Genomic DNA, 24,618 nt, shown 5'->3' on the forward strand with positions numbered 1-24,618 from the left:
AGAACTTTTGGGGCCTTTTTTGTTATATAGAGAAATAAGCCCCTCCCAACCCTCCCCGGAAGGGAGGGCTTTAAAATACAAAGTCTCCCCTTTCGGGGGAGATTTAGAGGGGGCTTAAAAACACCTGCAAATGAATATAACAGATAGTTCAAAATTTCCACTGGTAGTTGTTGTAGGCGGAGGGTTTGGTGGCCTGCAGGTAGCGAAACACCTGAAAGACAAACCCGTTGAGGTGTTAATGCTCGATAAGCACAATTATCATACCTTTCAGCCCCTTTTGTACCAGGTTGCTATGGGCAGCCTGGAGTCGGAATCGATAGCTTTTTCGCTGCGTAAAAATTTTGCCAGCCAAAAGAATTTCAGGTTCAGGATAGCTGAAGTAACCAAGATAAATGCCGCAAAGAATACTATTGATACCACCATTGGCGAAATAGCCTATGACTACCTGGTGATAGCCACAGGATCGACCACCAATTTTTTTGGTAATAAGGATATTGAAAAGTTTTCGATGCCCATGAAATCCATTCCCGAAGCGCTTAACCTGCGGTATGATATATTACAAAACATAGAAGAAGCTTTGCTGAAACCCACTAAGGAAGAACGTGACCCTTACCTAACCTTTGTATTGGTAGGCGCTGGCCCAACCGGTGTTGAATTATCGGGCTCCCTGGCCGAACTGCGAAACCATATCCTGACTAAAGATTACCCCGAACTAAAAAAAGAGGATATGAAGGTGTACCTGGTTGATTTTTTACCTAAAGTATTGGGCCCTTTCTCTGATGAGGCCTCACATGCTGCCAAGGAGTTTTTAACCGGTATGGGTGTTGAGGTGCTTTTGGGCATGAAGGTGGAGAGTTATGATGGTGAACAAATTAAATTTGAAGGCGGTAAAACCATCCGAACCAAAAATGTGATCTGGAGCGCGGGAGTTATGGGCGTTATTCCGGAGGGTATTGCTAAAGACATTATTGAACGAGGTAACCGCATCCGGACGGATAGTATCTGTCGTGTAGTGGGCACCAATAATATATTTGCCATTGGCGATGTAGCGGCCATGATAACACATGACACACCGAAAGGGCATCCCGGAGTGGCACAAGTAGCTATACAAATGGGCCAGCATGTAGCCAAATCAATAACAGCGTTGATTAACCACGAACCTACCGCACCTTTCAAGTATTTTGATAAAGGCTCATTAGCAACCATTGGCCGCAATAAAGCCGTTGCCGATTTGGGTAAAATAAAATTTCAGGGATTTTTTGCCTGGCTGGTATGGATGTTCGTTCACCTGATATCGCTTTTAGGCGGTCGCAATAAGGTGATCGTATTCATCAACTGGGTATCCAGCTATGTTACTTACAATGGCGGCACGAGGCTTATTATACGCAAGTTTGAACGTGAGGGGCTTACCGAGGATCATCATTTGCCCAATACAGTTGATTGAGTGCTGGGTTTTGAGTTATCAGTAAAATATTAAGAACTTTAATCAGATTTTGATGCCCTGAACTCAAAACTTATAACTCAAAACTTACATGAATATAAAGATAACCGAATGCCCGCGGGATGCCATGCAGGGCCTGCATGATTTTGTACCGACCGAAATAAAAGCGGCATACATTAACCTGCTTTTGCAAGTTGGTTTCGATACCATTGATTTTGGGAGCTTTGTATCGGCTAAAGCCATACCACAGTTACAAGATACCGCCGAGGTATTGAAAAAGCTTGATATGAACAATACCCGGTCAAAACTTTTGGCCATAATTGCCAATTACCGGGGTGCCGAAGATGCAGTAAAACATAAGGAGATCACCTATCTGGGCTATCCCTTTTCGATATCCGAAACCTTTCAGCTGCGCAACACCAATACCACCATACCACATGCTTTTGAAAATGTAAAAAGGATACATGAGTTGTGTATATCGTCTGGTAAAAAGTTGTTGGTTTACTTGTCTATGGGATTTGGCAATCCCTATGGCGACGAATGGAACACCGGCATTATCGAAAAGTGGACAGAGCAACTTACCAAACAAGAAATACATCATATTGCATTAGCCGACACCATTGGCATTGCCGAAGCTGGGCAAATTGCCAGCATTTACCCCGACCTATGTAGCAAATTCCCTGAAACTGAATTTGGAATACACCTGCACTCTACTCCCGATACCTGGCAACCGAAGATAGAAGCGGCTTATAAAAGTGGCTGTAAACGATTTGACGTAGCATTGAAAGGCTATGGTGGCTGTCCAATGGCCGCAGATGACCTTACAGGCAATATTGCTACAGAAAACCTACTTGGATACCTCCAATCACAAAACGAGTCCCTGGGCCTTAATTTGACCAAATTTCAGGAAGCGATGGATTATTCAGGAAAAGTATTTGGATAAGATCCGATGTGCAAATTTCAAATGTGCAGATTGCACATCCTTAAGCTGCTGCCGATTTTGCACCCTTGCTCACTTTTGCTTTTACTGTTTTATCAAAATTTTCCATAACCAGCACAGCTGCGCCAACCAGTTCAGCATCAAAGCCAAGTTCTGATACCAGGAGTTCGGTACCGGCCGCCAGCCTCGGGATACAATATTTATGCAAGGCTTGTTGTATAGGCGCCATTAGTATTTTAGCGACTTTTGCTCCCCTACCACTCAATACAATAATAGCCGGGTTCATGATATGGATCAGTATTGCCAGTGCCTTCCCTATTTTATAGCCTGCATCTGATAACAGCTCAATGGCAAATTGATCACCATTATTCGCGGCCTCCAGTAAAGCATCACCCATAAGTTTGGAATGATCATTATTGTTATATTTTAAACTGGTTACGCGCCCTTGTTTAATGCCTGCAATGGCTTTTTGAGCCACAACCAACATAGATGCTTCAGCTTCAAGACAACCACGTTTACCGCATTCGCAAAGGGCGCCATCTTCCGACAAAGGGATATGACTCAGTTCGCCTGCAAAACCGGTGTATCCTCTGAAAAGCTTTCCGTTAACAATCATCCCTAAACCGATACCCCAGCCCAGGTTAATAACCATTACTTCGTTTTGAGCTTTGGCTATACCAAACTTTTGCTCAGCGAGAGCTATTAAGCTCGAATCGTTATCAATATAAGTGGTGATGCCTGTTTTGGTTGTCAGGTATGCTGTTAGGCTTTGACCGCCAGCATCAAGGTAAGTGTAATTAATGCCCTCGGTTACGTTTATAAAGCCAGGCATCCCGATACCAATACCGGCTATTTTATCTTTAGCGATACCGGTACTTTTGTTATAATTATTAATCTCTTCAACCAGTTTAGCCAGAGCATCGGGGTTATTCAACAGTCTGAGCTCAAATGTCTGCATATCGGCCACAGGGTTATTCTGAAGGTCAAAAAGCTGTATGCGCGCTGTAAGCTGATCTAACGCGATAGCCAGGATATACATCGCGTTTGACCTTACCGAGTACATCAAAGGCCTGCGTCCACCGCTCGACGGGGCGTAACCATCCTCAACTACAAAGCCCTCGTGCATTAGTTCATTTATGGCTTTAGCTATTGATGGTATGCTTTTATCAAATAATTCACTCAGTCCGGCACATGACATGGCTTTATTAAAATAAAGCCTTTTAATGATCATATTTTTCAGCTGACTGCCCTTAACCCCTTTATTCTCAAGTTCCATTCAATAATTTATAGTTGATTTATAACCGGCAACGCCTTAGTGTTTTGAATTGTATAAAAATATAAATAAAGTATTTAAGTACAACTGTAATTATCACAGTTAGTAAGCGCCTGATTAATTGACAAAATTAATGAAACAATTGCCTACAGTGTTGTAAAAAAGATATTATGAATATTGATTGTTATCGTATGAATTACTCCTTCTGTATAAACATCCAGCGTTGGCCTTCCAGATCCGCGGCACGATAACGGGTTCCGGGGAAACCTTCCTCCAGTTCAGACAGTATTGTTGCTCCACCGTTTTTTGCTTGTTCGTAATGTTTTTTCACATTATCTACATAAACTAATACACCATTAATAACATAAGGAACACTATACAATTTAGCAGCTATAGCACAATTTTGGGCATGACGAGCGGGGCCCTGATAATCGGGTGTGGGTTCGGCCACCATAAGAATATTATTACCCATAGCTATTTCACCATGGCTTAACCGGCCGTTATCATCAGTCATTCGGGTTATTTCCTCAAATCCAAAAACCTCGCATAACCAATTCAAAGCTGCTATGCCGTCTTCATAAGCCAGCATAGGTATAATTTGTTGGGTTGATGTGCTCATATTAATCAAGCTATGTTTACACTTTAATTTAAATATAGCACATAAAAAAAGCCTTCCGAAGTTTTAAAAACTTCGGAAGGCTTGATCAATTATCTTCGCTTTAAGCTTTCCGCTTTACTTTTCAGCTCTTACTGAACTTCAAATTCCTTTTTCAGCTTAATATCAATCGATGAGCTGCCGATCATTACCTGGAACTTGCCGGGTTCAACCGTCCAGTTCATGTTTTTGTCTAACAGCGCCAAGTCATCGGGATGCAGGGTAAACTCTACCGTTTTCTTTTCGCCCGGAGCCAGGTTAATACGTTCAAAACCACGCAGGTCATACTCATAAGTAGTTACACTGCTCACTTCATCTTTCAGGTAAAGTTGTACCACGTCGTCGCCTTTGCGGCTGCCGGTATTGGTTATATCAACACTTACCTTTACATCACCCTGTGAATTTTCTTTTTCCGGCGATACCTGCAGGTTGCTGTATTCAAATTTAGTATAGCTCAAACCATAGCCATAAGGATACAAAGCGCCGTTAACACTGGTGTGGCCCCAGCTATTATCACCGCCCTGACCAGCTTGTGAGGCCGGTTTAAACGGAAAGTTAAACTCAATTTGCCCTGTAGTTTTAGGGAAGGTTATGGGCAGTTTACCACCGGGGTTATTGTCGCCAAACAAGGTTTCGGCAACCACCAGCCCGCTTTGCGGACCGGGGAACCAGGCTTCCAGTATGGCAGGTACATATTTGTTTTCCCAGTTAATGGTAAGCGGCTGCCCATTGATCATTACCATAACCACCGGTTTGCCGGTAGCCTGCAGGGCCTGGATCAGTTTAAGCTGACGGCCGGGTAAATCAAGCCCGGTACGCGAAAGGCTTTCCCCTACCCGTTTTACATCTTCGCCCACAACTGCTATAACCACATCAGCCTGTTTAGCCTGCGCTACTGCCGAATCAATACCGGCTTGCTCCTGCGCGGTTAACGGAGTTTCAATGATCTCGCTTTCGGGCCAGGTGGCATCAACAACATTACATCCTTTAACATAATTAACGTTAACATCCTTACCTACATATTTTTTAATACCATCAAGTACATTGGTCACCGGATTGTGCGACGGGCCGTAGCGACTGGTAGCATAATTATCTTCGGCAGCCAGCGGACCGGCTACCAGTATATTTTTCAGTTTGCTTTTATCCAAAGGCAACAGATCGCCCTCGTTTTTGAGCAATACCATCGATTCACGGTTCATTTTGAGTGACATGGCATCATCGGCAACCGTATGCACTTTTTTGTCAGACGATTTTGGATCTTTTACATAAGGATCATCAAACAATCCTAAACGGAACTTAACCCGCAGCACATCGCCCACCCTGGAGTCAATCAGCTTCATGGATAGTTTATTTTCCTTAATAAGCTCACGCAGGGGCATAATGTAGGTTTGCGGCATGGTAAAGTTGGTACGCACGTTAAGCCCAGCCTCTACCACCTGCCTTACGGCTTCTTTATAATCGGCAGCCACATGGTGTTTGGAGTACAAATATTCAACCGCCTCACTGTCTGACACCACATAACCGTTAAATCCAAACTTTTGGCGTAGCAACTCGGTTAAAAAGTAATAGCTGCCGGTAATGGGCACACCATCCCAATCATTATAACTGCTCATTACACCCATGGGATGTGCCTCCTGGATTACCCTGCGGAACGGGTACAGGTAAATCTGGTACATTTCTCTTGGCGCCACATGCGGGTCTGTACGGGCACTGCCATCGCGGCCACCTTTGGGTACGCTGTATACTGCGAAATGTTTAAGTGTTGAGGCAACGCCCTCCTCCTGTATGCCCAAAACCATTTGCTTGCCCAGCTCTGCAATATGGAAAGGGTTTTCACCGTAGCATTCTACCACACGGCCCCAGCGCTGGTCGCGGGCGGGGTCAAGTATGGGCGCATAAACGTTGGTGTAACCCAAAGCCTTTGCCTCGCGGCCCACGGTTTGCCCGGCTTCATGTACCAGATGTTTGTCAAAAGTACTGCCTATTGATATGGGAGCAGGTAAAGGTGTAGCACGGTCATGATTCAACCCATGAATACCTTCGTTAGTAAAATCAACCGGGATACCCATACGGGTTTCTTCCACAAACCATTTTTGTATGGTGTTGATAGCCGAAGCGTGTTTGCTGTATGGGTATGAATAAGGTGTAGTTGCCTTATCGGTTGTAGAGGTAAGGTTGTTCAGTTCCTCGTCAATATTGGCTATACCGTCTTTCCAAATTTCATTTTTCCAATTGGGTACAGGCATTTCGTCCTTCAAAACCCTTTTATAGCCGTAGAGTGTAGCCATCTGGCAGGTTTTTTCTTCAACGGTCATCTGGCTCAACAGGTCTGTAACTCGTTTATCAATGGGCTGTGATGAGTCCTCAAACACGTCCATTTTGCCATTCTTATTAAAATCAATCCAGCCCTTATGATAAATATTTTTTTGTTGTGCCGATGCAGATAGCGCGAGCCCGGCAATAAACACTGATACCACGCTGATGCGTGGCAGGTAATACTTCTTTCTCATGTAGATGAAATTGCGGTTAGTAATTTCAAATATATGTTTTAAGTACTAAGTTTTAGGAGAATTGGCCAGGAGGGTATTATAGAAATTACGAAAACGATTGCGAGAATTTACTTTCTCCCAGCCGGTAACAAGGCATGGCAATAACTAATTAAAAACCTGGTTTATAACGATGGTGCCCTCCAGTCACTATCGCTAAAGTTAGGGTTTACTATATAACTATCATAGCTGACATTGGATTTAAACGTGCCATTTGTTTGCACTTCTGTTGCCGGAAAAACTACCCCATCTACTGTCTTATAACTTGTAAAGGCGGCCGTTTCCATCAGCTGATTTAATTTAATACCCTCCCCTGCCAGTTGATTGGCGCTACTGAGAATAGCGAGGTTAATAGTACCATCTATTTTATAAGTAATCATGGTCATATTGTTTTTAATGGGTTGCACTTTTACATCTTCCATACGACTGATGTTTACTTTGCGAAATGCCAGCGGACCACCTCTTAAACTCTGTTTCATCTCCAGTATGCGCGTTGCCGGCAGATTTTGTTTTTTTCCATTCTTCCATTGCCAACCCTCGTCACCAACAAGTTGTTCAACCAAAATTAGCTGTTGCGCTCTGCGTTGTTCAACGCGCACCTTCTGGGCGTCGAGATCCATCTTGATCAGCGCATTTATACCCATTGTAGAGGCGGTAACTTGCAGCTTTTTAATAGCGTCGAGCCGGGCGCCTCCTAAAGCCATATTAGCATTATTTAAAACAGACTGTGCATCTGTGGTACTGTTAACCGAAGTATTGCTGTTTGATATTGGAGTACTGCCTGCATTGGTTTTTTCAGGAGGATGCGAAGCAACAGTTTCCTTGCTTTTACTGTCATCTTCCATAAAGTAGATATTACCATCAACAACTGCCATAATTGGTTTTTCCCGGGGGCGACTGAAAAAGCTATGCATTTCCGTGTGCCCATTGTTATACTTTAAAGTAAGTATACCGTTGCTTATAATATAGGTACCTGCACCACTATCTTTACTACTACCCCCGCCGCCAATACCCTCGCCCGAAACCATAGTTGCTGACGACCGGTTACTGGTAAAATTACCTTTGCCGTCAAAATACAAACCTCTTTTACCTGATGTGCCTACGAAAATCATACCCGTTGCCCCTCCACCGGAGCTACTGCTGCTTGTAAAACCATAATACCCCGGAGGAATGCTGTTATAAGTATCCAGTTTTAATAGCGAATAACTACCCGCATCAAGGTCCCCATCAGCTTCAAGTATAAATTTATCTTTAGAGCCTCCATTGTATTGCAATAAAACGTTTTGACCCTCAATTGTATACTTGCCGGTAACGCGGGTTTTCCAGTCCGGCTTTTCCAGCTGGTGATTAAATGTGCCATCGGGCCTGAACAGGATTACGTTATCATTGCGCCCCATGCCGTTGCCCATAACAACAGGTAGGGTTAATTCGATTCCACCGTAAACATCATGTAACGTTTTAGTTTGGGCCTGTAGGCAGGTTGTACCGGTTATGAATAGTGTTATAAAAAGCAGGAGGTTTTTCATGTCGTTGATATAGTGATAGATAAATCTTGATTACGGTAAGTAAAATCAACGGCAACACAAAAAAAATGTTTGCGGAATTGCAAACACTTACAAAACTTTAAAACACAGCTAATCTGTTTTTAACATTACATAGTTTGCGCGGAAAATGATAGCCTTACACACTTTATTTCAAATACTTTGTAAAAAAATTAGTGGCCAGGCTATCAACCTTTATATGTACCTGGTGCCTGTTTACTGATGAATCATCTGTAAAATAAATGGGCGCCTGTTTTTTTACCTCATCAATAGCTTCCTGCAACATTACATAATGCCCGGTTTTACCAGGGTTTATATAATATTGCGAGCCTTTGATAAGCTCATGGTAATGCAGGGCGTTTGTTTTTACAGGTGCTATGCTATCACTTTGCGAACCAACAATATACACAGGCCCACTTATATCCTTAACCTGCTTACCTGATACAAAACCGGGACCCAAAGCTGGTGAAATAGAAAAAAATGCCTTAATACGCTTATCCTGCAATGGAGGATAATTTTTTGCACCGGCCAACAGTGTGCTATCATCAAGAAATTTCGCAACGTTGGGAAACTCGGGTATCTCCAGTTCTTTATGACCTACAGTTTTATAATAATTACGCAGGGTCATAAAATCAAATTTGCCACCAGCCAGCGCTATAACGGTAAATCCGCCGAATGAAAAACCCGCCGCCCCAACTTTGGTGGGATCTATAATTGCTTTAAAATCATGCTCGTTCAGCAGGCTTGTTAATACAAAGCTGATATCCTGCGGGCGCTCCCAGGGCTTGGCAAATTCAATTCCTATTTTGTTATCAAAAGTGTTACCCCAGTGATCAACTGCGGCAACAATAAAACCACTTTTAACCAGCGAGTCGGCCAGCCATTCGAGGCTAAGCCGGCTTCCGCCTGTGCCATGCGAAAGAATGATCAATGGCAGTTTAACGGTTGGCAGTTTACCGTCTCGAACTGAATTGGCCCGAACAAACGGCGAAAAAGCCATGTCGCTTTTTTTGAGAGTATCCATTGTGGGGTACCAAACTTCAGTAATTAAGGGCCGGTTACGTTTTTCGTCTTTAAAATGGAGCGTACGCTGGCCAATTTGGGTTTGTGCGCAAACAGCGTGGCATAACAGCGCTATTATAATGGTAATATACAATGACTTATGCATGGTGTTATAGGTTTTATAACACAAAACAAGACAATACCTCACTTAAAAAGATTGACAATAGTCAATAAATTATTTTTTTGATTTAAGCCTGCTCAGGGTTTCCTGTGATACACCCAGATAATCGGCCACTATTTTTCCGGGTAGCCGTTGTATAATCTCGGGCTGGGTTTGCATCAGTATTTGATAGCGTTCTTTAGAATCCATAGTAATCAGACTCTCAATCCTCTGAATGGCTGCTATATAATCTTGTTCAAGCCCAATACGATACATCGTTTCCCAACCGGGAACCTCATCCATTAATTTTTGACGATCAGCATAGTTTAATACCAGAAGCTCCGATGGTTCAAGACTTTGTATGGCCGCTAATGAGGGTTGTTGTAATATAAAGCTGGGAAACGCAGTTCCGAAGTGATTTTCAAATATCAGGAAACGGGTTGATTCATTACCTTCATCATCAATTAAAAATATACGCAGGCACCCCTTTATTACAAAAAAAATCTGTTTTACGATGCTCCCCTTTTCAACCAGTATCTCATTGCGTTTAGTTGATTTTGGTTTAAAACACCGGTCAATCAGCTGTTCATGTTCGGCAGAAAAGTTGATCTTTCCTTCAAATTGTTTTTTTAACGCAGGGTGCATTACGCTAACATAAACATAATTTTTTAGCCTTCAAAAGCCGGATGCATGATTTAGCGGACCACAGCTATTATCAGTACTTCAGTAATTTTTTATATATGCCGTAGTTTTCGTCGTCAAAGCAAACAAATATCACCTGCCGCACAATAAAGTGATCTGCCAGGTAATCTTTTACTGTTTTAATGGCAATGGCAGCTGCCTTTTCTTTTGGAAAGTGATAAATGCCCGTACTTATATTTGGAAAGGCTAATGTTGTTACATGGTTTTCTGTAGCCAGCTTCAGACTGTTCAGATACGCCGAAGTCAATAATTCGTCCTCACCGTGTTTACCATCATTATAAACCGGACCTACGGTATGTATCACGTATTTGGCTGGTAAATCACCTGCAGTGGTCATCACAGCCTCTCCGGTTTTACAGCTACCCTGCCGGTTGCGTATTTTTATACATTCCTCTAATATGGCCTTCCCTCCAGCACGGTGAATAGCACCATCAACACCACCACCACCAAGCAATGAGGTATTGGCGGCATTTACAATGGCATCGGCTTTAACTTTGGTGATGTCGCCTTGTACAAGTTCTATGCGGTTAATTGTCATGACTTAAAGGTTTATTCAGCTGCCTCTTCGCCTTTTGTGCCCAGCTCTACAATATCGCCTTTTTGAAACAAAATGGATTTAAGGGTAGTTTGCCAAACCGGCTTTTTACGTAATAAAAACTCCAGATCCATACCAAAATGTTTAAACTCTTCCTGCTGGGCATTTTGCATAATGGCTTTGGCATCCTTATCGGTTTCAACAGCAATACGCTGTTCATACCAATTTATGGCTTCAGCTTCTTCAGTTAAAGAAACAATCATCCTGGCAAAGGTGCGGGTCTCTGCCGATAGCTCGCTTGCGGGTTCATGATATTGATCGAATGACATAATGTTTTTTTAATAATAAAAACATTACATACGACTTTTGTTTGACCCGCCAAATATTAAGAGACGCATAATATATATTTGATATAATATTTGCGTTTACTATTTTAATGTTTAACCAGGCCACCGGCAATGAAAAATAACCCTTTACTAACTCAGCCTACTGTACCGTCCGCATGGAAAAAGTATCGCCATTTATGGAAGTATGAGGATGTACCCGCTAAGCACCTGCTTTTAAAAGAAGGGGATATTTGCCGCAAGGTTATTTTAATTGAAAAAGGTAGTTTGCGTACCTGGTTTAATCACGACGGCAGAGAAATAAGCTTTCAATTCTATTTTGAGGGCGATGCGGTTTCATCGCCGGAAAGTTTTTATAAACACACACCCAGCCAATTCAGTATTGAAACCTTAGAGCCTACACGCTTGCGCTGGTTAGATACCCGCGATATGGAAATAATTATAAAAGACCCGGTAATACTACATTTTATGATGAACCACGCCAATGAACGAAGGACTGAGTTTATGCGGCACTTTTTTTCATATCTGAAAGACAGTCCCACCCAGCGTTACGAGAACCTGTTAAGAGAAAAACCAGAGGTAATAAAGCGCGTACCACTGCAGCACATAGCAACTTACCTGGGTATTACACAAGTATCGTTAAGCCGCATCCGCAATAAGATTAGGTAGTGGTTGGTATTATTTAACTTTTGTTAAATATTTTACCGTTAAAACTGCTGAGTTTTGCGATATCAATTTTAAATATCATGAGGCCACAATTAAATGCCATAACATTAGCGGTAAAAGACTTAGTCAACCTAAAGCATTTTTATGCCAATGTGCTTAACTGGGAAATCATGGATGAAAACCCGGATATTGTTATGTTCAGACTGGAGCATATTATCCTAACGCTTTATAAAGAAAAAGAACATGCAAAATACCTGGGCGCATTGGCCGGCGAGCATATATCACCTAAATTTTACTTCACTTTAAATACAGTCTCACCACAGCAAACTGATACGCTATTTGCCGAACTCAAAGCCAAGGGTGTTACTATTGTTAAAGAAGCTCGCCAGCTTTTTTGGGGTGGGTATGGTGGCATTATAACCGACCTGGAAAATAATTTCTGGGAGATATGTTATAACCCGATGTCCTGATTAAAATTTATTAAATATTTAAATATGAGCTTACTTAAAATAATCCCGAAAGTTATTTATGATGATATCAATACCGGTATCAGGTTTTTTACCGCTCTTGGTTTTGAGGTAAAATACGCAGAAAACGATTTTTGCATTATGGCCCGCGATGGGGTGACTATTCAGCTAATTGCCAGCGAAGAAAACTTTATCATAGGCGACAGACCGGAATTCCGCATTGAAACGGATGATATTGAAGGCTATTATGCAGAAATCAAAGCCCAAAATCCGGAAATTTTACATCCTAACCTAAATGTGATCAAACACCAGCCCTGGGGTTTAACTGAATTTGCCGTCAGCGACGAAACCTCCGTTTGTATTATCATTCAGCAGCGATAAAAACGATCTATGAAAGACGAAGCATCAACTATAAAAAATCGTGATTACAGTTCTATAAGCCCTTCGGCAAGGTCATTATTACTATTAAAAGGGTTAACAGATATCCCTTTTGCACTTGAGGCCGCCCGGCTGATTTCGCAACCGGAGCCTTATATACCCGATTTTAGCAAAGGCAATATTATATTCTGGGCGCGGGTGTTGCATTTTGAAGCAAGGTATAAAAGTATTAACCAGCTGCTCTGGTCCCTGACTGCTAAAAATATTTTAGAACTGTCGTCAGGTTTTTCATTCCGCGGGCTCGATACCGTCATTGATAATGACATTCATTACATTGATACCGATCTGCCTAATGTAATTGACATCAAACAAAAACTGGAAGAAGCGCTGATCTCATCCAATTTCACCCCCAAAGGCAAACTGGAAACTCTGCCCCTAAATGCACTTAACGAAACAGATTTTCTGAACATCATAAACCATTTTCCCGAAGGCGAAATTGCTATTGTAAATGAAGGGTTACTGGTTTACCTGGATATAGATGAAAAAAGAAAACTTTGCCAAAATATTCGCACCGTTCTCCAAAAAAGAGGCGGTTACTGGATCACGGCAGATATTTACATCAAATCGGAAAGGAAAATGCCCGAATTGAGAGTAAATGATCAATTAGATCAGTTTCTTAAAGAACATAACACTGAGCGAAACAAATTTAACAGCTTTGCCGAAGCTGAATTCTTCTTTAAAAGCGAAGGTCTTGTAATTGATCAGGAAGCTGAGCCAGGATACCATAGTGCAAGCTCTTTAAAATATCTCATGGCCGTTACTACCGAAGAGCAGCGCGCTTCTTTAAGTAAATCCGGACGTACACGGGCCACCTGGCGTTTAAAGTTGGCTGAATAAAAAGTTGATATTTATGCGGGCTAATGTTTTTTAATTTTAATAAATACCAGTTTTGATGTAGGCGTATTACTTTGTTCTGCAACACTGTCTATTGGTATCAAAACATTAGCTTCGGGGTAATAGGTGGCAGTGCAGCCTGCGGGAATGCTGTAAGGGATTACCACAAACAGACGGGCCACACGCTCAACCCCTCCGTAGTTGTTATACAAGTCAACCTGCTCGCCCGATTTAAAGCCGGCCTTTTGCACGTCGGTTTCGTTCATGAATATTACCCGTCGTTCGTTATGTATGCCACGATATCGGTCGTCGAGCCCATAAATAGTAGTATTAAACTGGTCATGACTGCGGATGGTGGTCATGCGGTATTCGCCGTCGGCTTGCTCGTGCTTTGGCAGATCGGCTATGTTAAACACTACCCGACTGCCATGTTTTTCGCTTTCAAACTTGCCCATTCGCGGGGCGTTGGGTAAATAAAAACCTGCGGGGATACGTACTCTTTGGTTATAATCTTCAAATCCCGGAATCACCCTCGCAATATCATCACGTATTGCATCATAACTTTTCTCATATTTATCCCAATTTACTACCGAGCGACTGCCCAGGGTGGCCTTAGCAAGCCGACACACGATTTGGTTTTCGCTCATCATATCTTTAGATATGGGCTCCAGCATGCCCTTCGACATCTGGATTACGCCCATGGAGTTTTCACAACTGATGAACTGGGCCTCGCCATTGATCATGTCTTTGTCGCTGCGAGACAGTGTAGGCAATATCAATGCTTCCTCACCATGCACCAGATGACTGCGGTTAAGCTTTGTTGATACGTGTACCGACATCACCAGTTTGCGTAAAGCTTCGGCAGTATAAGTAGTATCCGGCGTAGCCGAAAGAAAATTACCGCCCATGGCAAAAAACACTTTCAGTTTGCCCTCATGCATCGCCTGTATAGATTCTACCACATCATACCCATGCTCACGCGGCGGCTCAAATCCATAAACCTCTTTCAGCTTATCCATCTGGCGGGGATAGGGCTTGTCAAATATCATCATGGTACGGTTGCCCTGCACGTTACTATGCCCCCGCACGGGGCATAGGCCGGCGCCCGGTTTGCCAATGCTCCCTTTTAAAATGGCCAAGTTAACAATCTCCTTTACCGTAGCAACACCGTTCTTGTGCTGGGTAACACCCATAGCCCAGCAAATAATGATTTTGCTTTTATCTTTAAGTATGTCCGCAGCCTGCTCAATTTGAGCCAGTGGCACATCAGCTTCCGATGCGAGCTGATTAAGGTCATATTGATTTAAATGATCAAGGAAAGCCACATAACCTTCGGTATTATTTTTTATAAATTCATGGTCGAATACCTTACCCGGATTTTCCAGCTCCGCCTTGTACAACAACTTTTCAATAGCTTTTAACAGAGCCATATCGCCATTAATCTTTACCTGCAGGTACAAATCTGCAAGATGAGTGTTGATACCCAATAACCCTTTAACTGTTTGTGGATTTTTAAAGCCCATTAACCCCGCCTCATGCAGGGGATTAACAGCAATAATTTTTGATCCGCGTTCCTTTGCTTTTTGCAGCGCGGTAAGCATGCGCGGGTGATTGGTACCAGGATTTTGGCCTATGATGATAATGACGTCGGTATCGTAAAAATCATTCAAGGTTACCGTGCCCTTACCAATACCTATAGAATCTGCCAGTGCAACACCGGTTGACTCATGGCACATGTTGGAGCAATCAGGCAGGTTATTGGTGCCATATTCGCGCACAAACAATTGGTAAGTAAATGATGCCTCGTTACTGGTGCGCCCGGAGGTATAAAAGGCAGCCTCATTTGGCGATTTCAGGCTGTTTAGCTTGTCGCCTATTTTTTTAAAAGCGTCGTCCCAGCTGATGGGCTGATAATGGGTTGCACCTTTAGGCAGGTAAACAGGCTGCGCTATTCGACCTTTTTTACCTATTTCATAATCGTTTAGCTTAGCCAAATCAGTAACGGAGTTTTGGGCGAAGAATTCGGCCGTAAGCTTTTTGGTTGTGGCTTCCTCAGCCAGGGCCTTTGCGCCATTCTCACAATATTCTGCAATGGGCGACCGGTCATCGTCCGGATCAGGCCAGGCACAGCCAGAACAATCAAAGCCGTCTTTTTTGTTCATTTTGAACAAGCCCTCCATCCCACGCACAAACCCTGCTTCTTTCAAAATATCAACCATAGCCGCCGATACCGCCGGGATGCCGGCGGCCCATTTCTTTTGGGGTTCCAGTTTAAGGTGAAGCAGTTCCTCCGGGTTTTCTGCAGCAGGCCGTTCTTCTATCTCCTTGCTCATACCTTTTTTGCCGCTAATGGATTGGGGTAATTATCGCTCTGATCTTCAGTTACGTTATCCAGACAGGTAAAATCCTTTTCAACCAGTAGGCTTAAATTGCCGTGTATGCCCTCAAAGCCCACTTTGTCGGTATCTGCAAATTCCAATACTAACCTTTTAGGTACATACATAGTAATCGTGTTATCCTTATAGGTAGCCGATAGTTGTTCGTCATCAACCACACGCAGTGCGTAAAAAAGCTGCTGGCTGCCAAAATCAACCTGTTCCTGCAGATACCCTTCTTCGGCCAGTTGGGCAGTATCAGTGCGGGTAAGCCTGTATCTTAATGAATTACCTTTAATACGTATTTTCATAACTTGGTATTAACACGCGGTGTGCCGCGGTGTATATATTAAAACGCTCATCGCGTAAAAATCCTATTAGTGTAATGTTAAATTCTGTTGCCAGCTCCACAGCCAAACTGGATGGGGCGCCTACAGCTGCAATAATATGCATGCCCGCCATAGCCGCTTTTTGTACCAGTTCAAAACTTGCCCTGCCACTTAGTAACAGTACCGTTTGGTGCAGGGGCAGCCAGTTGTAATGAAGTGCCGCGCCTATAAGTTTATCAAGCGCGTTGTGCCGGCCTACGTCCTCACGCAGCAATAAAAGCTCGCCCAGGGGGGTAAATAATGCCGATGCATGGAGCCCACCGGTATCATCAAAAACACGCTGATAGCGGCGTAAAAGTTCAGGCAGGCGGTATAAAATATCGGCTTGTATGGTATCGTGGTCTGTTGTCTGTTCTGCGAAACTGCTCACAGTACGTATGGCATTGATAGAGCCTTTGCCACAAACACCGCAACTGGAAGTGGTATAAAAATTACGTTCTGTATTTTGCAGGTGAGGTACAACGCCGGGGTTTAAACTTACCTGGATAACATTCTCCTTATTTTCGGCACAAGCAATAAAGCAATGTTCGATTGAGGTTATATCTTCCGGGTTTTTGATGATACCCTCGGTAAACAGGAAGCCGGCTGCCAGTTCGGCATCATGACCGGGTGTACGCATGGTAACCGAAATGTTTTGGACCTGCCTTTGTGTCTCCGGACCATGCTCGAGCCTTATTTCTAACGGTTCTTCAATGGCAAGGGCGTCGGTAGTTGTAATACCCGCGGTGGCGTTTACCTTTACAATACGGATGCTTTGTGTTGACTTTGTGGCCATAATCAAATATACAATTAAGCACGCATGTTTGTTTAGCCTCCCTATACTCTAAACGGGAAGCCTTTTATAAGTAATTAATTCACTTTTGATGCCCTTTGTAAGCTATTTTGATATAATTTTGAGATATGACGATTAACGTGCTGGCATTTGGTGTGGCAAAGGAGATATTTGGAAATTCGCAGGTTAGCCTTGAATTAACAAACGATGCCACCATTTACAATTTAAAATACTTGTTGGAGCAACAGTATCCGCGCTTAAAACAACTGGCATCGTACATGGTGGCTGTTAACAACGAATACGCCCTGCCCGGAGATACCATACATGAACGCGACGAAATTGCTATTATTCCGCCGGTAAGCGGAGGATGATTTTGGGGAATAAGGATTATTGGAACAAGGACAGATGGACAAAAGGTAAAAGACAGAAAGACAAACAAGTCCTGATCTCTTCGTCCCCCTGATCCGAATCTCGTCTTAATTATATATAAAACAATGGGTATCAGAAAAGCTACTTTGGCCGATCAGCCGGCTATATCAAAACTGCTTGATCAATTAGGATATCCCGGGACCGAGGCTTATTTGCAGCAAAACTTACAGATCATGTTAAGCGAGCCCTTATCAGAAGTTTTGGTTTATGAACTTGATGGTGAGGTTGCCGGTTTTATTGCCTTTGATTTTATTCCGCAGCTGGCAACCAAGGGGGATTTTGCAAGGATAAGTTGTTTTGCTGTTGACGAAAACACGCGGAGCAAGGGAATTGGCTATTTATTAGAAGAACACTTTACCCGGCTTGCCAACGAAAGAAATTGCGATAGGATTGAGGTTCATTGCCATTCGCGCAGGATTGGTGCCCACCGTTTTTATCAACGCCAGGGTTATGAAGAATCGCCAAAGTACTTTAGAAAAATATTGACTGACCAGAACATCTGATGAACAATACGCAAATATTACTTTCTGCCGAAACCCTGAACATTCAATCCTGCATTGACTGGGTTATGTCACCCGAATCAGGTGGTATTGATGTATTTATTGGCACTGTACGTAATGCGACCAAGGGTAAAGCCGTATTAAAGCTCGATTTTGAAGCCTACGAACCTATGGCTGTGAGCGAAATGGAAAAAATAGCGAAACAAGCTTTTGAAAAATGGCCGGTACAAAGGGTATTGATCCATCACCGTACAGGTATTTTGCAGGTTGGTGAAGTTCCGGTTGTTATTGCTGTATCTGCAGCACATCGTGACGCTGCCTTTGATGCCTGTCGTTACATCATTGACACCTTAAAACAAACCGTACCTATCTGGAAAAAGGAGAGTTTCGAGGATGGCGAGGTTTGGGTAGCAGCACACCCCTGATTTCGAATTTGGGATGTTCGCTTCGGATTTGCTATCTGAACTTAGTGAAGTATCTTATTAAATATGTTATCGAAACAATAGCTCTTCTTTTTTCCAGAGTAAGAATAAATTATGTCATTGCGAGCGATAGCGTGGCAATCTCACGGCGCTTATCGACTTGCTCAGTTTGCGATTGCTTCGTACCTCGAAATGACATGGGGAAGAGCGATCAAATCCGAAATTATTATCTTTCTCCAATAAAAGCCCTCAAACCGCCATCTAACGAAAACACATTAGCATCGGGGATTTTTTTGAGGATAAGCTTTACAGCTTCAGCGCTGCGTTTGCCGGTTGCGCAGTAAAGCACTTTGGGGTTCGGATCAGTAAAATAAGCCAGGTAACCTTCAACCTCGTCTAACGGAATATGGATCCCTCCAAAGTCAAAAGCTTCCCGCTCCTGTTCCGTACGTACATCCACCAGCTCAACAGAATTATCGTCCATACGCTCCTTTAATTCCGCAACTGATATCAGTGGAATATTTACCGTTGCCGACAATCCCCGCACGGGCGTTTTTGAAGTATTACCAATTTTAATGATACGGCTCTGCATGTTCTGCGCATCAAAGATTAGCACCTTACCCACCAGCAGTTCACCGGTTTTGGTAATATATTTGATCACCTCATTAGCCTGCATGCTACCTATAATACCGGCAAGTGTGGGGATCACCCCTCCTTCGGTGCAATTGGGTATCTGGGTAGCATCAACCTTCGGAAAAAGGTCACGGTAATTGGGCGATCTTGAATTTTCGTCATAAACGATGTTCCATACCGCTATCTGCCCCTCAAACTGGTAAATAGCCCCATAAACCAGCGGCTTGCCGGTCATCACACAAGCATCGTTCAATAAATAACGGGTATCAAAATTGTCTGTACCATCAAGCACAATGTCATAATGCTCTATAATGCCCAATACATTATCGGAGGTGATTTTTTCTGAATGCGCCACGATCTTAACATCGGGATTTTGCTGCTGCAAACGTTCACAGGCAACAGTGACCTTGCTTTTGCCTATATCACCGGGCGAATACAGTATTTGCCTGTGCAAGTTACTTATCGACACGGTATCATAATCGGCAATGCCCAAAGTACCAATACCGCTTGAGGTTAAATATTGCGCGGCCGGGCAGCCAAGTCCGCCGGCACCCACAATGAGTACCCGGGCTTGTTGCAAAAGCTGCTGTGTTTCCTCGCTAAAGCCGGGCAGGGCCATTTGGCAACTATATTTTAAAGTATCTATAGTCATTTAGTTGGCAGCTGTTTTTTGATGAATGACTCTTTTTATTTTTTCCAGGTCTTCGGGTGTGTTCACATTAGTCAACGCATCCGGATTGGGCGCATTTAACAGGTTAATTTCACTATTGATGAGCACTTTACGGGGGCACGAATATCCCTGCGCTAAAAATGACAATAGTATCGAATAGCTTTTGGGTTCCCATATGGCTATCAGAGGTTCCGGAAAATTAGTTACCGGACTATGATAAGCCGTAGCAGTCGACGAGCTGTTGCGCCAGGCAACCAGGTTACGCAATGTATCCTCATCCATCAATGGCAGGTCGCAGGCTATTACCAACCAGGCATTATTGGGCTTTTCGCGAAAGGCAGATAGTATAGCCCCAAAAGGACCTAAACCCGTAAAAGTATCTTCCAAAGCGAGGTATTGCGGGTCAATTTCACTTTGCGGACCGGGCCTGCATGATATAAATACCTCATTGCAGTAAGGTTTCAACATATCGGCCATATAATACTTTTGCGGCTTGCCGTGCCAGTTCACACTGCTCTTGTCAAAACCCATGCGCTGGCTTTTGCCGCCCGCCAAAACCAGGCCATTTAAAACCGGCCTTGACAGTTTCAGGTTAGTTTCAAAAAAACTGATGATCTTTTCCCTTTCTGATAGCTTGTAAACCGGAATATCCTGCCATTGGGGAATGGCCTCCTGTATAAAGTCAAAAATTTCATCACTGTTATCGGCCAATAAAAACAGCGATACATTGGTAAGCTGCTCCACCCTTTTTAACAATGATGCCCGTTTGTTAATGTCAATAATAACTACCTGCGCTTTTGCCTGCTGGTGATTACCGTTTACGAGTACCAGATCGGCATTGGCAAACGCCTGTTTAAGTTGGTAGGGCATCACCGGGTTTTGAAAGTTATATTGCTGATAATTTATCTGGTCGGTATAGTCAAGTATTGCGCCGTTGGTAAGCCTGCCCGGAACCAGCGTAATATCATCATTGTGCGATGTATCGGCATAAGCGCATTTATAAGCAGGCGATAACGCCCCGATTACATCATGGGCCAGCAATTTAATAACCGTACATGGGCCGCCTACGATTGACCATTCATTGCGACCGAAATTTCCGGATACCGGACGTGCCAGTTTAGTATGTTTATTATGCTCTTTTAAAGTCACGTTTACCTCCTGTTTTTGCTATCAGTTTGGTTTCTTTTATCACAATATCATGGCTCATGGCTTTACACATATCATAAATGGTAAGCGCCGCTATTGATGCCCCTACCAGTGCCTCCATCTCAATACCGGTTTTAGCGGTAATGCTTGTGGTACAGTCAATCACTATTTCCCGCTTCCCGTTAACCTGTATAGTAATATCACAGTTATCCATACCCAACGGATGGCAAAGCGGTATCAGGTCACCGGTTTTTTTGGCTGCCATAATGCCTGCTATAATAGCCGTTTGAAACACAGGGCCCTTTTTGCTCATCAGGTCGTTATTAACCAGCAGCTGCAATATTTCATCGGGCAAAACAACCACGCTGCGCGCTGTGGCAGTGCGGCGGGTGGCCTGCTTTTCGCCTACATCAACCATTGATGGATTGCCTTGTCTATCTATATGGGTTAGCATGTTTTCTTTAATCAAATCTCAGTACCCTCAATACTTCGCCTTTTCTAAAATCGTTCCTTTCAAGCGGTAATTCTAAAAAAGCGTCTGTATCTGCTAAGTTAGCAAAATCGCCCGAACCATTTCCTTCAATCGGCTTTGCCATTAGCAACCCTTGCGCGTTGCTTTGCAGTTTTACCTGCAGAAAATATTGCAAAGGCGGTTGAAAGCTGAAATCACTATCTAAAACAGCGTAAAGCGGCGCTTGTTCTGCCAAACCTAAAGTTGCACTTAACCATGTTAAAAAATATTTATGCAGGCACATGAAAGTAGCCACCGGGTTACCCGGAAAAGCGAAAACTAAAATCCCGCTTTGATGCCGGCCAAACCAAAAAGGCTTACCGGGGCGTTGCGCCACTTTATGAAAAACTTTTTTTACCTGCAAATCCTCCAGTGCCTGGGGTATATAATCAAATTTACCCATAGATATACCGCCGCTTAGTAACAGCACATCATAATTTTGCAGGCATTGTTGTATCTGTTGCCTGGTAACTTCAGGATCATCGGGAATGTGGATAATATCCGGCTTAAGCCCATGCAGCCGCAGAACCGCCTTTACTGTATAACTGTTTGATTTACGGATTTGATAGGGCGATGGCGTTTGGTGCACATCAACCAGTTCATCGCCCGATGATATGATGACAACCCGCGGCACATTTTTAACCAGCAAATGGGCTTTACCAACCGATGCCGCCAAACTGATGATAGCCGGTGTAATCAACTGACCTGGCAATGCCAGTGTATCCCCATCTTTTTTGTCGGCCCCTTGTAAGTGCAAGTTTTGCCCCGGTTTTATATCCCGGGTATGCAAGCTGGCCAGCCCGGCGCGTATCTCCACATCCTCATACCTGATAACCGTATTAACCGATGCGGGCATTACTGCGCCGGTCATGATCTCGATGCATTCATCCAACTCCTCAATGGCTGCCGGCTCATCGCCCGCGGCCTGGGTAGCTTTAATTTTGAAGGTGCTGATGCCTTTTTCTATAGCCGCATAATTGATAGCTATCCCATCCATAGTAACCCGGTTAAAGGGAGGCAGGTCTCGGTCGGCTTTTATGGGTTCGGCCAAAACGCGGCCGAGGGCCTGTTCAAACCCCATATTTTCGGTACTATAATCTCTTAATTGAGCCAATATGAGTTTTTCGGCTTCCTGAACAGTTGTCATCATATTGTTATAATATAATAGTATCAAGTAATTAGTATAAAGTATCTACCCGATACTTTATACCCGCCTATAGCTACCTGATACTTTTCACCCACCTATAGTGGCCATTGATTCATGAATACCCGGATGCACTACCCGGCTATGCTCAGCTTCCCAGCCATCTGCAGTGCGACGGCCAAAGGCATCCAGCAAGGCCAAACGCAATTCTTCATCTCCGCTGCCATTACGCATCATATCCCTGATGTTCAGCACGCCATCATCATACAGGCATGTTTTTAACTCTCCCTGCGGAGTAATCCTGATACGGTTACAGGTACCGCAGAACGTACGCGAGTAAGCAGCTATAACGCCAATATTGCCCTGATGTCCCGGTATTTGATAGTTATAAGCCGTAGAATAAGCAGAATCCTGCATTTTTTGCAACTGCGGATATCTGCTTTTTATTTCATCCAAAATGCGTACATAGTCCCATTGCAAACCGGTGTAGATATGACCGTCGCCGTTAAAGGGCATTTCTTCAATAAACCTAACGCTCACCGGCATATTTTTGGTCATTTCAACCAGTGGAATGATGTCCTGCGTGTTTTTACCATCCATCACTACGGCATTTATTTTTACTTCTATATTATGTTTTAACAAAGCTTCCAGGGCTGACATTACCTGAGCAAATTCGTCGCGCCGGGTGATGGTAAAAAAGCGGTTGGCATCAAGGGTGTCCAGACTAAGGTTTACAGATCGTACCCCTATCCTTTTCAATTCGGGTACAAAAGGTGCAGTTAAAACCCCATTGGTGGTTAAGCTCAATTCTTTCAAACCATCCAATTGTGATAATGAAGTAAGCAGCTGCATGATATCCTTGCGCACAAAAGGTTCGCCACCGGTAATACGGATTTTTTCGATACCCATTTTTACCAACAGACCACAGCCGCGCAGCATTTCCTCATAGCTCATCAGCTCCTTGCGCGACAGCCAGTTCAAGCCGTCCTCGGGCATACAGTAAAAACAGCGCAGGTTACACCTATCTGTCACCGCGAGGCGCAGGTAATTGATTGTTCGGCCGTGATTATCTGTTAGCAAGGGATATCATTTTAATTAATAACAACTTTTACCGCTAAGAGTTGCATTGTAAAAGTAATTATTAACTGTGGTTGCTGTGTTTTTTTAATGTACTTTTTGTATAACAAAATTGATGAAACAGAGTATTATTGATATGAATAACTCTATTTATATTTACCCGCTTACAATTTATTAAATCAGACAAACGCATTGTATCATTTTGGTGACACACAACTATAACTGTGATCTTTGCGTATTAAAACAACTATTGCCTGCGCAACTCCCTTATGCGTGGACACTTAACCCAAAAAAAGTTTGCACCTTATGCTTGACGAATTGAAGGATGGAGGTATGGAAATTACAGAAACGTATTTGGCCCGTGTTTATGGGCCTGCAGCAGCAAATTATTACGCAAACCATGCATTAAAACAGCAATGACAGGATTGATCATACTTGCAGCAGGCTCATCAAGCCGGCTGGGTACCCCCAAGCAAAATCTTATTTACAAGGGACAAACCTTATTACAACGCGCCATACAAACCGGTTTAACATCGGTATGTTCAGATAATGTGGTGGTGATACTGGGCGCTAACGAAAGCGCTATTCGTCAGGAAATCTCCGACCAATTGGTACATGTCGTTTATAATCCTGATTGGCAGGAAGGCATGGCTTCATCTATACGTTTGGGCGCTGCCGAAATGATAAGGATGCAACCTCTATTAACGAGCGTGATTTTAATGCTCTGCGACCAGCCCTTTGTTGACCCATTGCTGATATACCAATTAACAGAGAAAAGAGTTGAAAGTGACCATGGCATTGTTGCCTGCTCCTATCGTGGTACCCTGGGGGTACCGGTATTATTTGATGCATCCTACTTTCACCAATTGCTGATGCTGCAAGGCAAGGAAGGCGCTAAAAAACTAATTAAGGCTTTTCCTAATGACGTGGCTACAGTCGCTTTCCCGTTGGGTGCTATTGACATCGACACCCTGGATGATTATGAGGTATTGAAGGACAAATAAAA

General features: G+C 43.4%; 26 protein-coding genes. 10 read left to right on the forward strand and 16 right to left on the reverse strand.

Annotation, left to right across the window (positions count from 1 at the left end):
* Nucleotides 1-130: 130 nt before the first annotated feature.
* Both SNE25_RS24840 and SNE25_RS24845 read left to right on the forward strand, forming a co-directional pair.
* Nucleotides 131-1,444: an NAD(P)/FAD-dependent oxidoreductase gene (locus tag SNE25_RS24840; protein WP_321561715.1), complete on the forward strand. Its 1,314-nt coding sequence runs from the start codon at nt 131-133 to the stop codon at nt 1,442-1,444.
* Between the two features lie 88 nt (nt 1,445-1,532).
* Nucleotides 1,533-2,384 (forward strand): beta/alpha barrel domain-containing protein, encoded by an 852-nt coding sequence (locus SNE25_RS24845; protein ID WP_321561716.1) that lies wholly within the window; start codon nt 1,533-1,535, stop codon nt 2,382-2,384.
* Between the two features lie 40 nt (nt 2,385-2,424).
* On the opposite strand, the gene SNE25_RS24850 is transcribed toward SNE25_RS24845, so the two are convergent.
* From SNE25_RS24850 to SNE25_RS24885, 8 genes are all read right to left on the reverse strand, one after another.
* Nucleotides 2,425-3,657, reverse strand: coding sequence for an ROK family protein (locus SNE25_RS24850; protein WP_321561717.1), 1,233 nt, complete (start codon nt 3,655-3,657; stop codon nt 2,425-2,427).
* A gap of 193 nt (nt 3,658-3,850) precedes the next feature.
* Nucleotides 3,851-4,273, reverse strand: a complete 423-nt coding sequence (locus SNE25_RS24855) for a VOC family protein (protein WP_321561718.1) — start codon at nt 4,271-4,273, stop codon at nt 3,851-3,853.
* A 128-nt stretch (nt 4,274-4,401) separates the two neighbouring features.
* Nucleotides 4,402-6,819: a glycoside hydrolase family 3 N-terminal domain-containing protein gene (locus tag SNE25_RS24860; protein WP_321561719.1), complete on the reverse strand. Its 2,418-nt coding sequence runs from the start codon at nt 6,817-6,819 to the stop codon at nt 4,402-4,404.
* A 161-nt stretch (nt 6,820-6,980) separates the two neighbouring features.
* Nucleotides 6,981-8,381 carry a hypothetical protein gene (locus SNE25_RS24865; RefSeq protein ID WP_321561720.1) on the reverse strand — a complete coding sequence of 467 codons (1,401 nt, stop codon included), beginning with the start codon at nt 8,379-8,381 and terminating at the stop codon, nt 6,981-6,983.
* A 163-nt stretch (nt 8,382-8,544) separates the two neighbouring features.
* The gene (locus SNE25_RS24870) at nt 8,545-9,564 is read right to left on the reverse strand and encodes an alpha/beta hydrolase family protein (RefSeq protein ID WP_321561721.1); all 1,020 of its coding nucleotides are present in this window, start codon (nt 9,562-9,564) and stop codon (nt 8,545-8,547) included.
* A gap of 69 nt (nt 9,565-9,633) precedes the next feature.
* Nucleotides 9,634-10,203, reverse strand: coding sequence for a Crp/Fnr family transcriptional regulator (locus SNE25_RS24875; RefSeq protein ID WP_321561722.1), 570 nt, complete (start codon nt 10,201-10,203; stop codon nt 9,634-9,636).
* 70 nt (nt 10,204-10,273) lie between these two features.
* Nucleotides 10,274-10,798, reverse strand: coding sequence for an O-acetyl-ADP-ribose deacetylase (locus SNE25_RS24880; protein ID WP_321561723.1), 525 nt, complete (start codon nt 10,796-10,798; stop codon nt 10,274-10,276).
* Nucleotides 10,799-10,809: 11 nt separating this feature from the next.
* Nucleotides 10,810-11,124 (reverse strand): ferritin family protein, encoded by a 315-nt coding sequence (locus tag SNE25_RS24885; protein ID WP_321561724.1) that lies wholly within the window; start codon nt 11,122-11,124, stop codon nt 10,810-10,812.
* 129 nt (nt 11,125-11,253) lie between these two features.
* On the opposite strand from SNE25_RS24885, the gene SNE25_RS24890 reads away from it, so the two are divergent.
* The 4 genes from SNE25_RS24890 to SNE25_RS24905 all read left to right on the forward strand — a co-directional run bounded on the left by SNE25_RS24890 (nt 11,254) and on the right by SNE25_RS24905 (nt 13,547).
* Nucleotides 11,254-11,808, forward strand: a complete 555-nt coding sequence (locus SNE25_RS24890) for a Crp/Fnr family transcriptional regulator (protein ID WP_321561725.1) — start codon at nt 11,254-11,256, stop codon at nt 11,806-11,808.
* Between the two features lie 77 nt (nt 11,809-11,885).
* Nucleotides 11,886-12,275 carry a VOC family protein gene (locus SNE25_RS24895; protein WP_321561726.1) on the forward strand — a complete coding sequence of 130 codons (390 nt, stop codon included), beginning with the start codon at nt 11,886-11,888 and terminating at the stop codon, nt 12,273-12,275.
* A gap of 24 nt (nt 12,276-12,299) precedes the next feature.
* Nucleotides 12,300-12,653, forward strand: coding sequence for a VOC family protein (locus SNE25_RS24900; RefSeq protein WP_321561727.1), 354 nt, complete (start codon nt 12,300-12,302; stop codon nt 12,651-12,653).
* A gap of 9 nt (nt 12,654-12,662) precedes the next feature.
* Entirely contained in the window at nt 12,663-13,547 is an 885-nt protein-coding gene (locus SNE25_RS24905) for a hypothetical protein (protein WP_321561728.1), read from the forward strand.
* Nucleotides 13,548-13,567: 20 nt separating this feature from the next.
* Here the strand turns inward: SNE25_RS24905 and SNE25_RS24910 are convergent, their stop codons facing one another.
* Genes SNE25_RS24910 through fdhD form a run of 3 tightly spaced genes read right to left on the reverse strand, consistent with a single transcriptional unit; the run spans nt 13,568 to nt 17,083 of the window.
* On the reverse strand, nt 13,568-15,877 hold the full coding sequence (locus SNE25_RS24910; RefSeq protein WP_321561729.1) for an FdhF/YdeP family oxidoreductase: 2,310 nt from the start codon (nt 15,875-15,877) through the stop codon (nt 13,568-13,570).
* Nucleotides 15,874-16,230 carry a DUF7009 family protein gene (locus SNE25_RS24915; protein ID WP_321561730.1) on the reverse strand — a complete coding sequence of 119 codons (357 nt, stop codon included), beginning with the start codon at nt 16,228-16,230 and terminating at the stop codon, nt 15,874-15,876. Before SNE25_RS24915 ends, SNE25_RS24910 begins: the two co-directional genes overlap by 4 nt.
* Nucleotides 16,214-17,083, reverse strand: coding sequence for a formate dehydrogenase accessory sulfurtransferase FdhD (fdhD, locus tag SNE25_RS24920; protein ID WP_321561731.1), 870 nt, complete (start codon nt 17,081-17,083; stop codon nt 16,214-16,216). The genes SNE25_RS24915 and fdhD overlap by 17 nt, the downstream gene beginning before the upstream one ends.
* 125 nt (nt 17,084-17,208) lie before the next feature.
* Here fdhD and SNE25_RS24925 point away from each other — a divergent pair, with 125 nt between their 5' ends.
* The 3 genes from SNE25_RS24925 to SNE25_RS24935 all read left to right on the forward strand — a co-directional run bounded on the left by SNE25_RS24925 (nt 17,209) and on the right by SNE25_RS24935 (nt 18,434).
* A complete protein-coding gene (locus SNE25_RS24925; protein WP_321561732.1) occupies nt 17,209-17,451 on the forward strand; it encodes a MoaD/ThiS family protein in 243 nt (80 codons plus the stop codon).
* A gap of 123 nt (nt 17,452-17,574) precedes the next feature.
* A complete protein-coding gene (locus tag SNE25_RS24930; protein WP_321561733.1) occupies nt 17,575-18,012 on the forward strand; it encodes a GNAT family N-acetyltransferase in 438 nt (145 codons plus the stop codon).
* Nucleotides 18,012-18,434, forward strand: coding sequence for a molybdenum cofactor biosynthesis protein MoaE (locus SNE25_RS24935; protein ID WP_321561734.1), 423 nt, complete (start codon nt 18,012-18,014; stop codon nt 18,432-18,434). The genes SNE25_RS24930 and SNE25_RS24935 overlap by 1 nt, the downstream gene beginning before the upstream one ends.
* Nucleotides 18,435-18,657: 223 nt before the next feature.
* On the opposite strand, the gene SNE25_RS24940 is transcribed toward SNE25_RS24935, so the two are convergent.
* The 5 genes from SNE25_RS24940 to moaA form a co-directional block, all read right to left on the reverse strand.
* Complete coding sequence (locus SNE25_RS24940; protein WP_321561735.1) at nt 18,658-19,716, reverse strand: HesA/MoeB/ThiF family protein; 1,059 nt, start codon at nt 19,714-19,716, stop codon at nt 18,658-18,660.
* Nucleotides 19,717-20,883: an NTP transferase domain-containing protein gene (locus SNE25_RS24945; RefSeq protein WP_321561736.1), complete on the reverse strand. Its 1,167-nt coding sequence runs from the start codon at nt 20,881-20,883 to the stop codon at nt 19,717-19,719.
* On the reverse strand, nt 20,864-21,334 hold the full coding sequence (moaC, locus tag SNE25_RS24950; protein ID WP_321561737.1) for a cyclic pyranopterin monophosphate synthase MoaC: 471 nt from the start codon (nt 21,332-21,334) through the stop codon (nt 20,864-20,866). The genes SNE25_RS24945 and moaC overlap by 20 nt, the downstream gene beginning before the upstream one ends.
* A gap of 7 nt (nt 21,335-21,341) precedes the next feature.
* Nucleotides 21,342-22,541 carry a molybdopterin molybdotransferase MoeA gene (locus tag SNE25_RS24955; protein WP_321561738.1) on the reverse strand — a complete coding sequence of 400 codons (1,200 nt, stop codon included), beginning with the start codon at nt 22,539-22,541 and terminating at the stop codon, nt 21,342-21,344.
* 84 nt (nt 22,542-22,625) lie between these two features.
* Nucleotides 22,626-23,615 carry a GTP 3',8-cyclase MoaA gene (gene moaA / locus SNE25_RS24960; protein ID WP_321561739.1) on the reverse strand — a complete coding sequence of 330 codons (990 nt, stop codon included), beginning with the start codon at nt 23,613-23,615 and terminating at the stop codon, nt 22,626-22,628.
* Nucleotides 23,616-24,028: 413 nt separating this feature from the next.
* Between moaA and SNE25_RS24965 the strand changes: the two genes are divergently transcribed.
* Nucleotides 24,029-24,616 carry a nucleotidyltransferase family protein gene (locus tag SNE25_RS24965; protein ID WP_321561740.1) on the forward strand — a complete coding sequence of 196 codons (588 nt, stop codon included), beginning with the start codon at nt 24,029-24,031 and terminating at the stop codon, nt 24,614-24,616.
* The last annotated feature ends 2 nt before the right edge of the window (nt 24,617-24,618 follow it).

It is taken from the genome of Mucilaginibacter sabulilitoris (assembly GCF_034262375.1).
Lineage (GTDB): Bacteria > Bacteroidota > Bacteroidia > Sphingobacteriales > Sphingobacteriaceae > Mucilaginibacter > Mucilaginibacter sabulilitoris.

Coding starts and splice junctions, on each gene's coding strand:
- SNE25_RS24845 (WP_321561716.1), top strand. CDS start 1,533: ATGAATATAAAGATAACCGAATGCCCGCGGGATGCCATGCAGGGCCTG.
- SNE25_RS24855 (WP_321561718.1), bottom strand. CDS start 4,273: ATGAGCACATCAACCCAACAAATTATACCTATGCTGGCTTATGAAGAC.
- SNE25_RS24865 (WP_321561720.1), bottom strand. CDS start 8,381: ATGAAAAACCTCCTGCTTTTTATAACACTATTCATAACCGGTACAACC.
- SNE25_RS24925 (WP_321561732.1), top strand. CDS start 17,209: ATGACGATTAACGTGCTGGCATTTGGTGTGGCAAAGGAGATATTTGGA.
- SNE25_RS24875 (WP_321561722.1), bottom strand. CDS start 10,203: ATGCACCCTGCGTTAAAAAAACAATTTGAAGGAAAGATCAACTTTTCT.
- SNE25_RS24935 (WP_321561734.1), top strand. CDS start 18,012: ATGAACAATACGCAAATATTACTTTCTGCCGAAACCCTGAACATTCAA.
- SNE25_RS24915 (WP_321561730.1), bottom strand. CDS start 16,230: ATGAAAATACGTATTAAAGGTAATTCATTAAGATACAGGCTTACCCGC.
- SNE25_RS24850 (WP_321561717.1), bottom strand. CDS start 3,657: ATGGAACTTGAGAATAAAGGGGTTAAGGGCAGTCAGCTGAAAAATATG.
- SNE25_RS24905 (WP_321561728.1), top strand. CDS start 12,663: ATGAAAGACGAAGCATCAACTATAAAAAATCGTGATTACAGTTCTATA.
- moaC (WP_321561737.1), bottom strand. CDS start 21,334: ATGCTAACCCATATAGATAGACAAGGCAATCCATCAATGGTTGATGTA.
- SNE25_RS24955 (WP_321561738.1), bottom strand. CDS start 22,541: ATGATGACAACTGTTCAGGAAGCCGAAAAACTCATATTGGCTCAATTA.
- fdhD (WP_321561731.1), bottom strand. CDS start 17,083: ATGGCCACAAAGTCAACACAAAGCATCCGTATTGTAAAGGTAAACGCC.
- SNE25_RS24870 (WP_321561721.1), bottom strand. CDS start 9,564: ATGCATAAGTCATTGTATATTACCATTATAATAGCGCTGTTATGCCAC.
- SNE25_RS24885 (WP_321561724.1), bottom strand. CDS start 11,124: ATGTCATTCGATCAATATCATGAACCCGCAAGCGAGCTATCGGCAGAG.
- SNE25_RS24895 (WP_321561726.1), top strand. CDS start 11,886: ATGAGGCCACAATTAAATGCCATAACATTAGCGGTAAAAGACTTAGTC.
- SNE25_RS24890 (WP_321561725.1), top strand. CDS start 11,254: ATGAAAAATAACCCTTTACTAACTCAGCCTACTGTACCGTCCGCATGG.
- SNE25_RS24860 (WP_321561719.1), bottom strand. CDS start 6,819: ATGAGAAAGAAGTATTACCTGCCACGCATCAGCGTGGTATCAGTGTTT.
- SNE25_RS24840 (WP_321561715.1), top strand. CDS start 131: ATGAATATAACAGATAGTTCAAAATTTCCACTGGTAGTTGTTGTAGGC.
- SNE25_RS24880 (WP_321561723.1), bottom strand. CDS start 10,798: ATGACAATTAACCGCATAGAACTTGTACAAGGCGACATCACCAAAGTT.
- SNE25_RS24965 (WP_321561740.1), top strand. CDS start 24,029: ATGACAGGATTGATCATACTTGCAGCAGGCTCATCAAGCCGGCTGGGT.
- SNE25_RS24940 (WP_321561735.1), bottom strand. CDS start 19,716: ATGACTATAGATACTTTAAAATATAGTTGCCAAATGGCCCTGCCCGGC.
- SNE25_RS24900 (WP_321561727.1), top strand. CDS start 12,300: ATGAGCTTACTTAAAATAATCCCGAAAGTTATTTATGATGATATCAAT.
- SNE25_RS24930 (WP_321561733.1), top strand. CDS start 17,575: ATGGGTATCAGAAAAGCTACTTTGGCCGATCAGCCGGCTATATCAAAA.
- SNE25_RS24910 (WP_321561729.1), bottom strand. CDS start 15,877: ATGAGCAAGGAGATAGAAGAACGGCCTGCTGCAGAAAACCCGGAGGAA.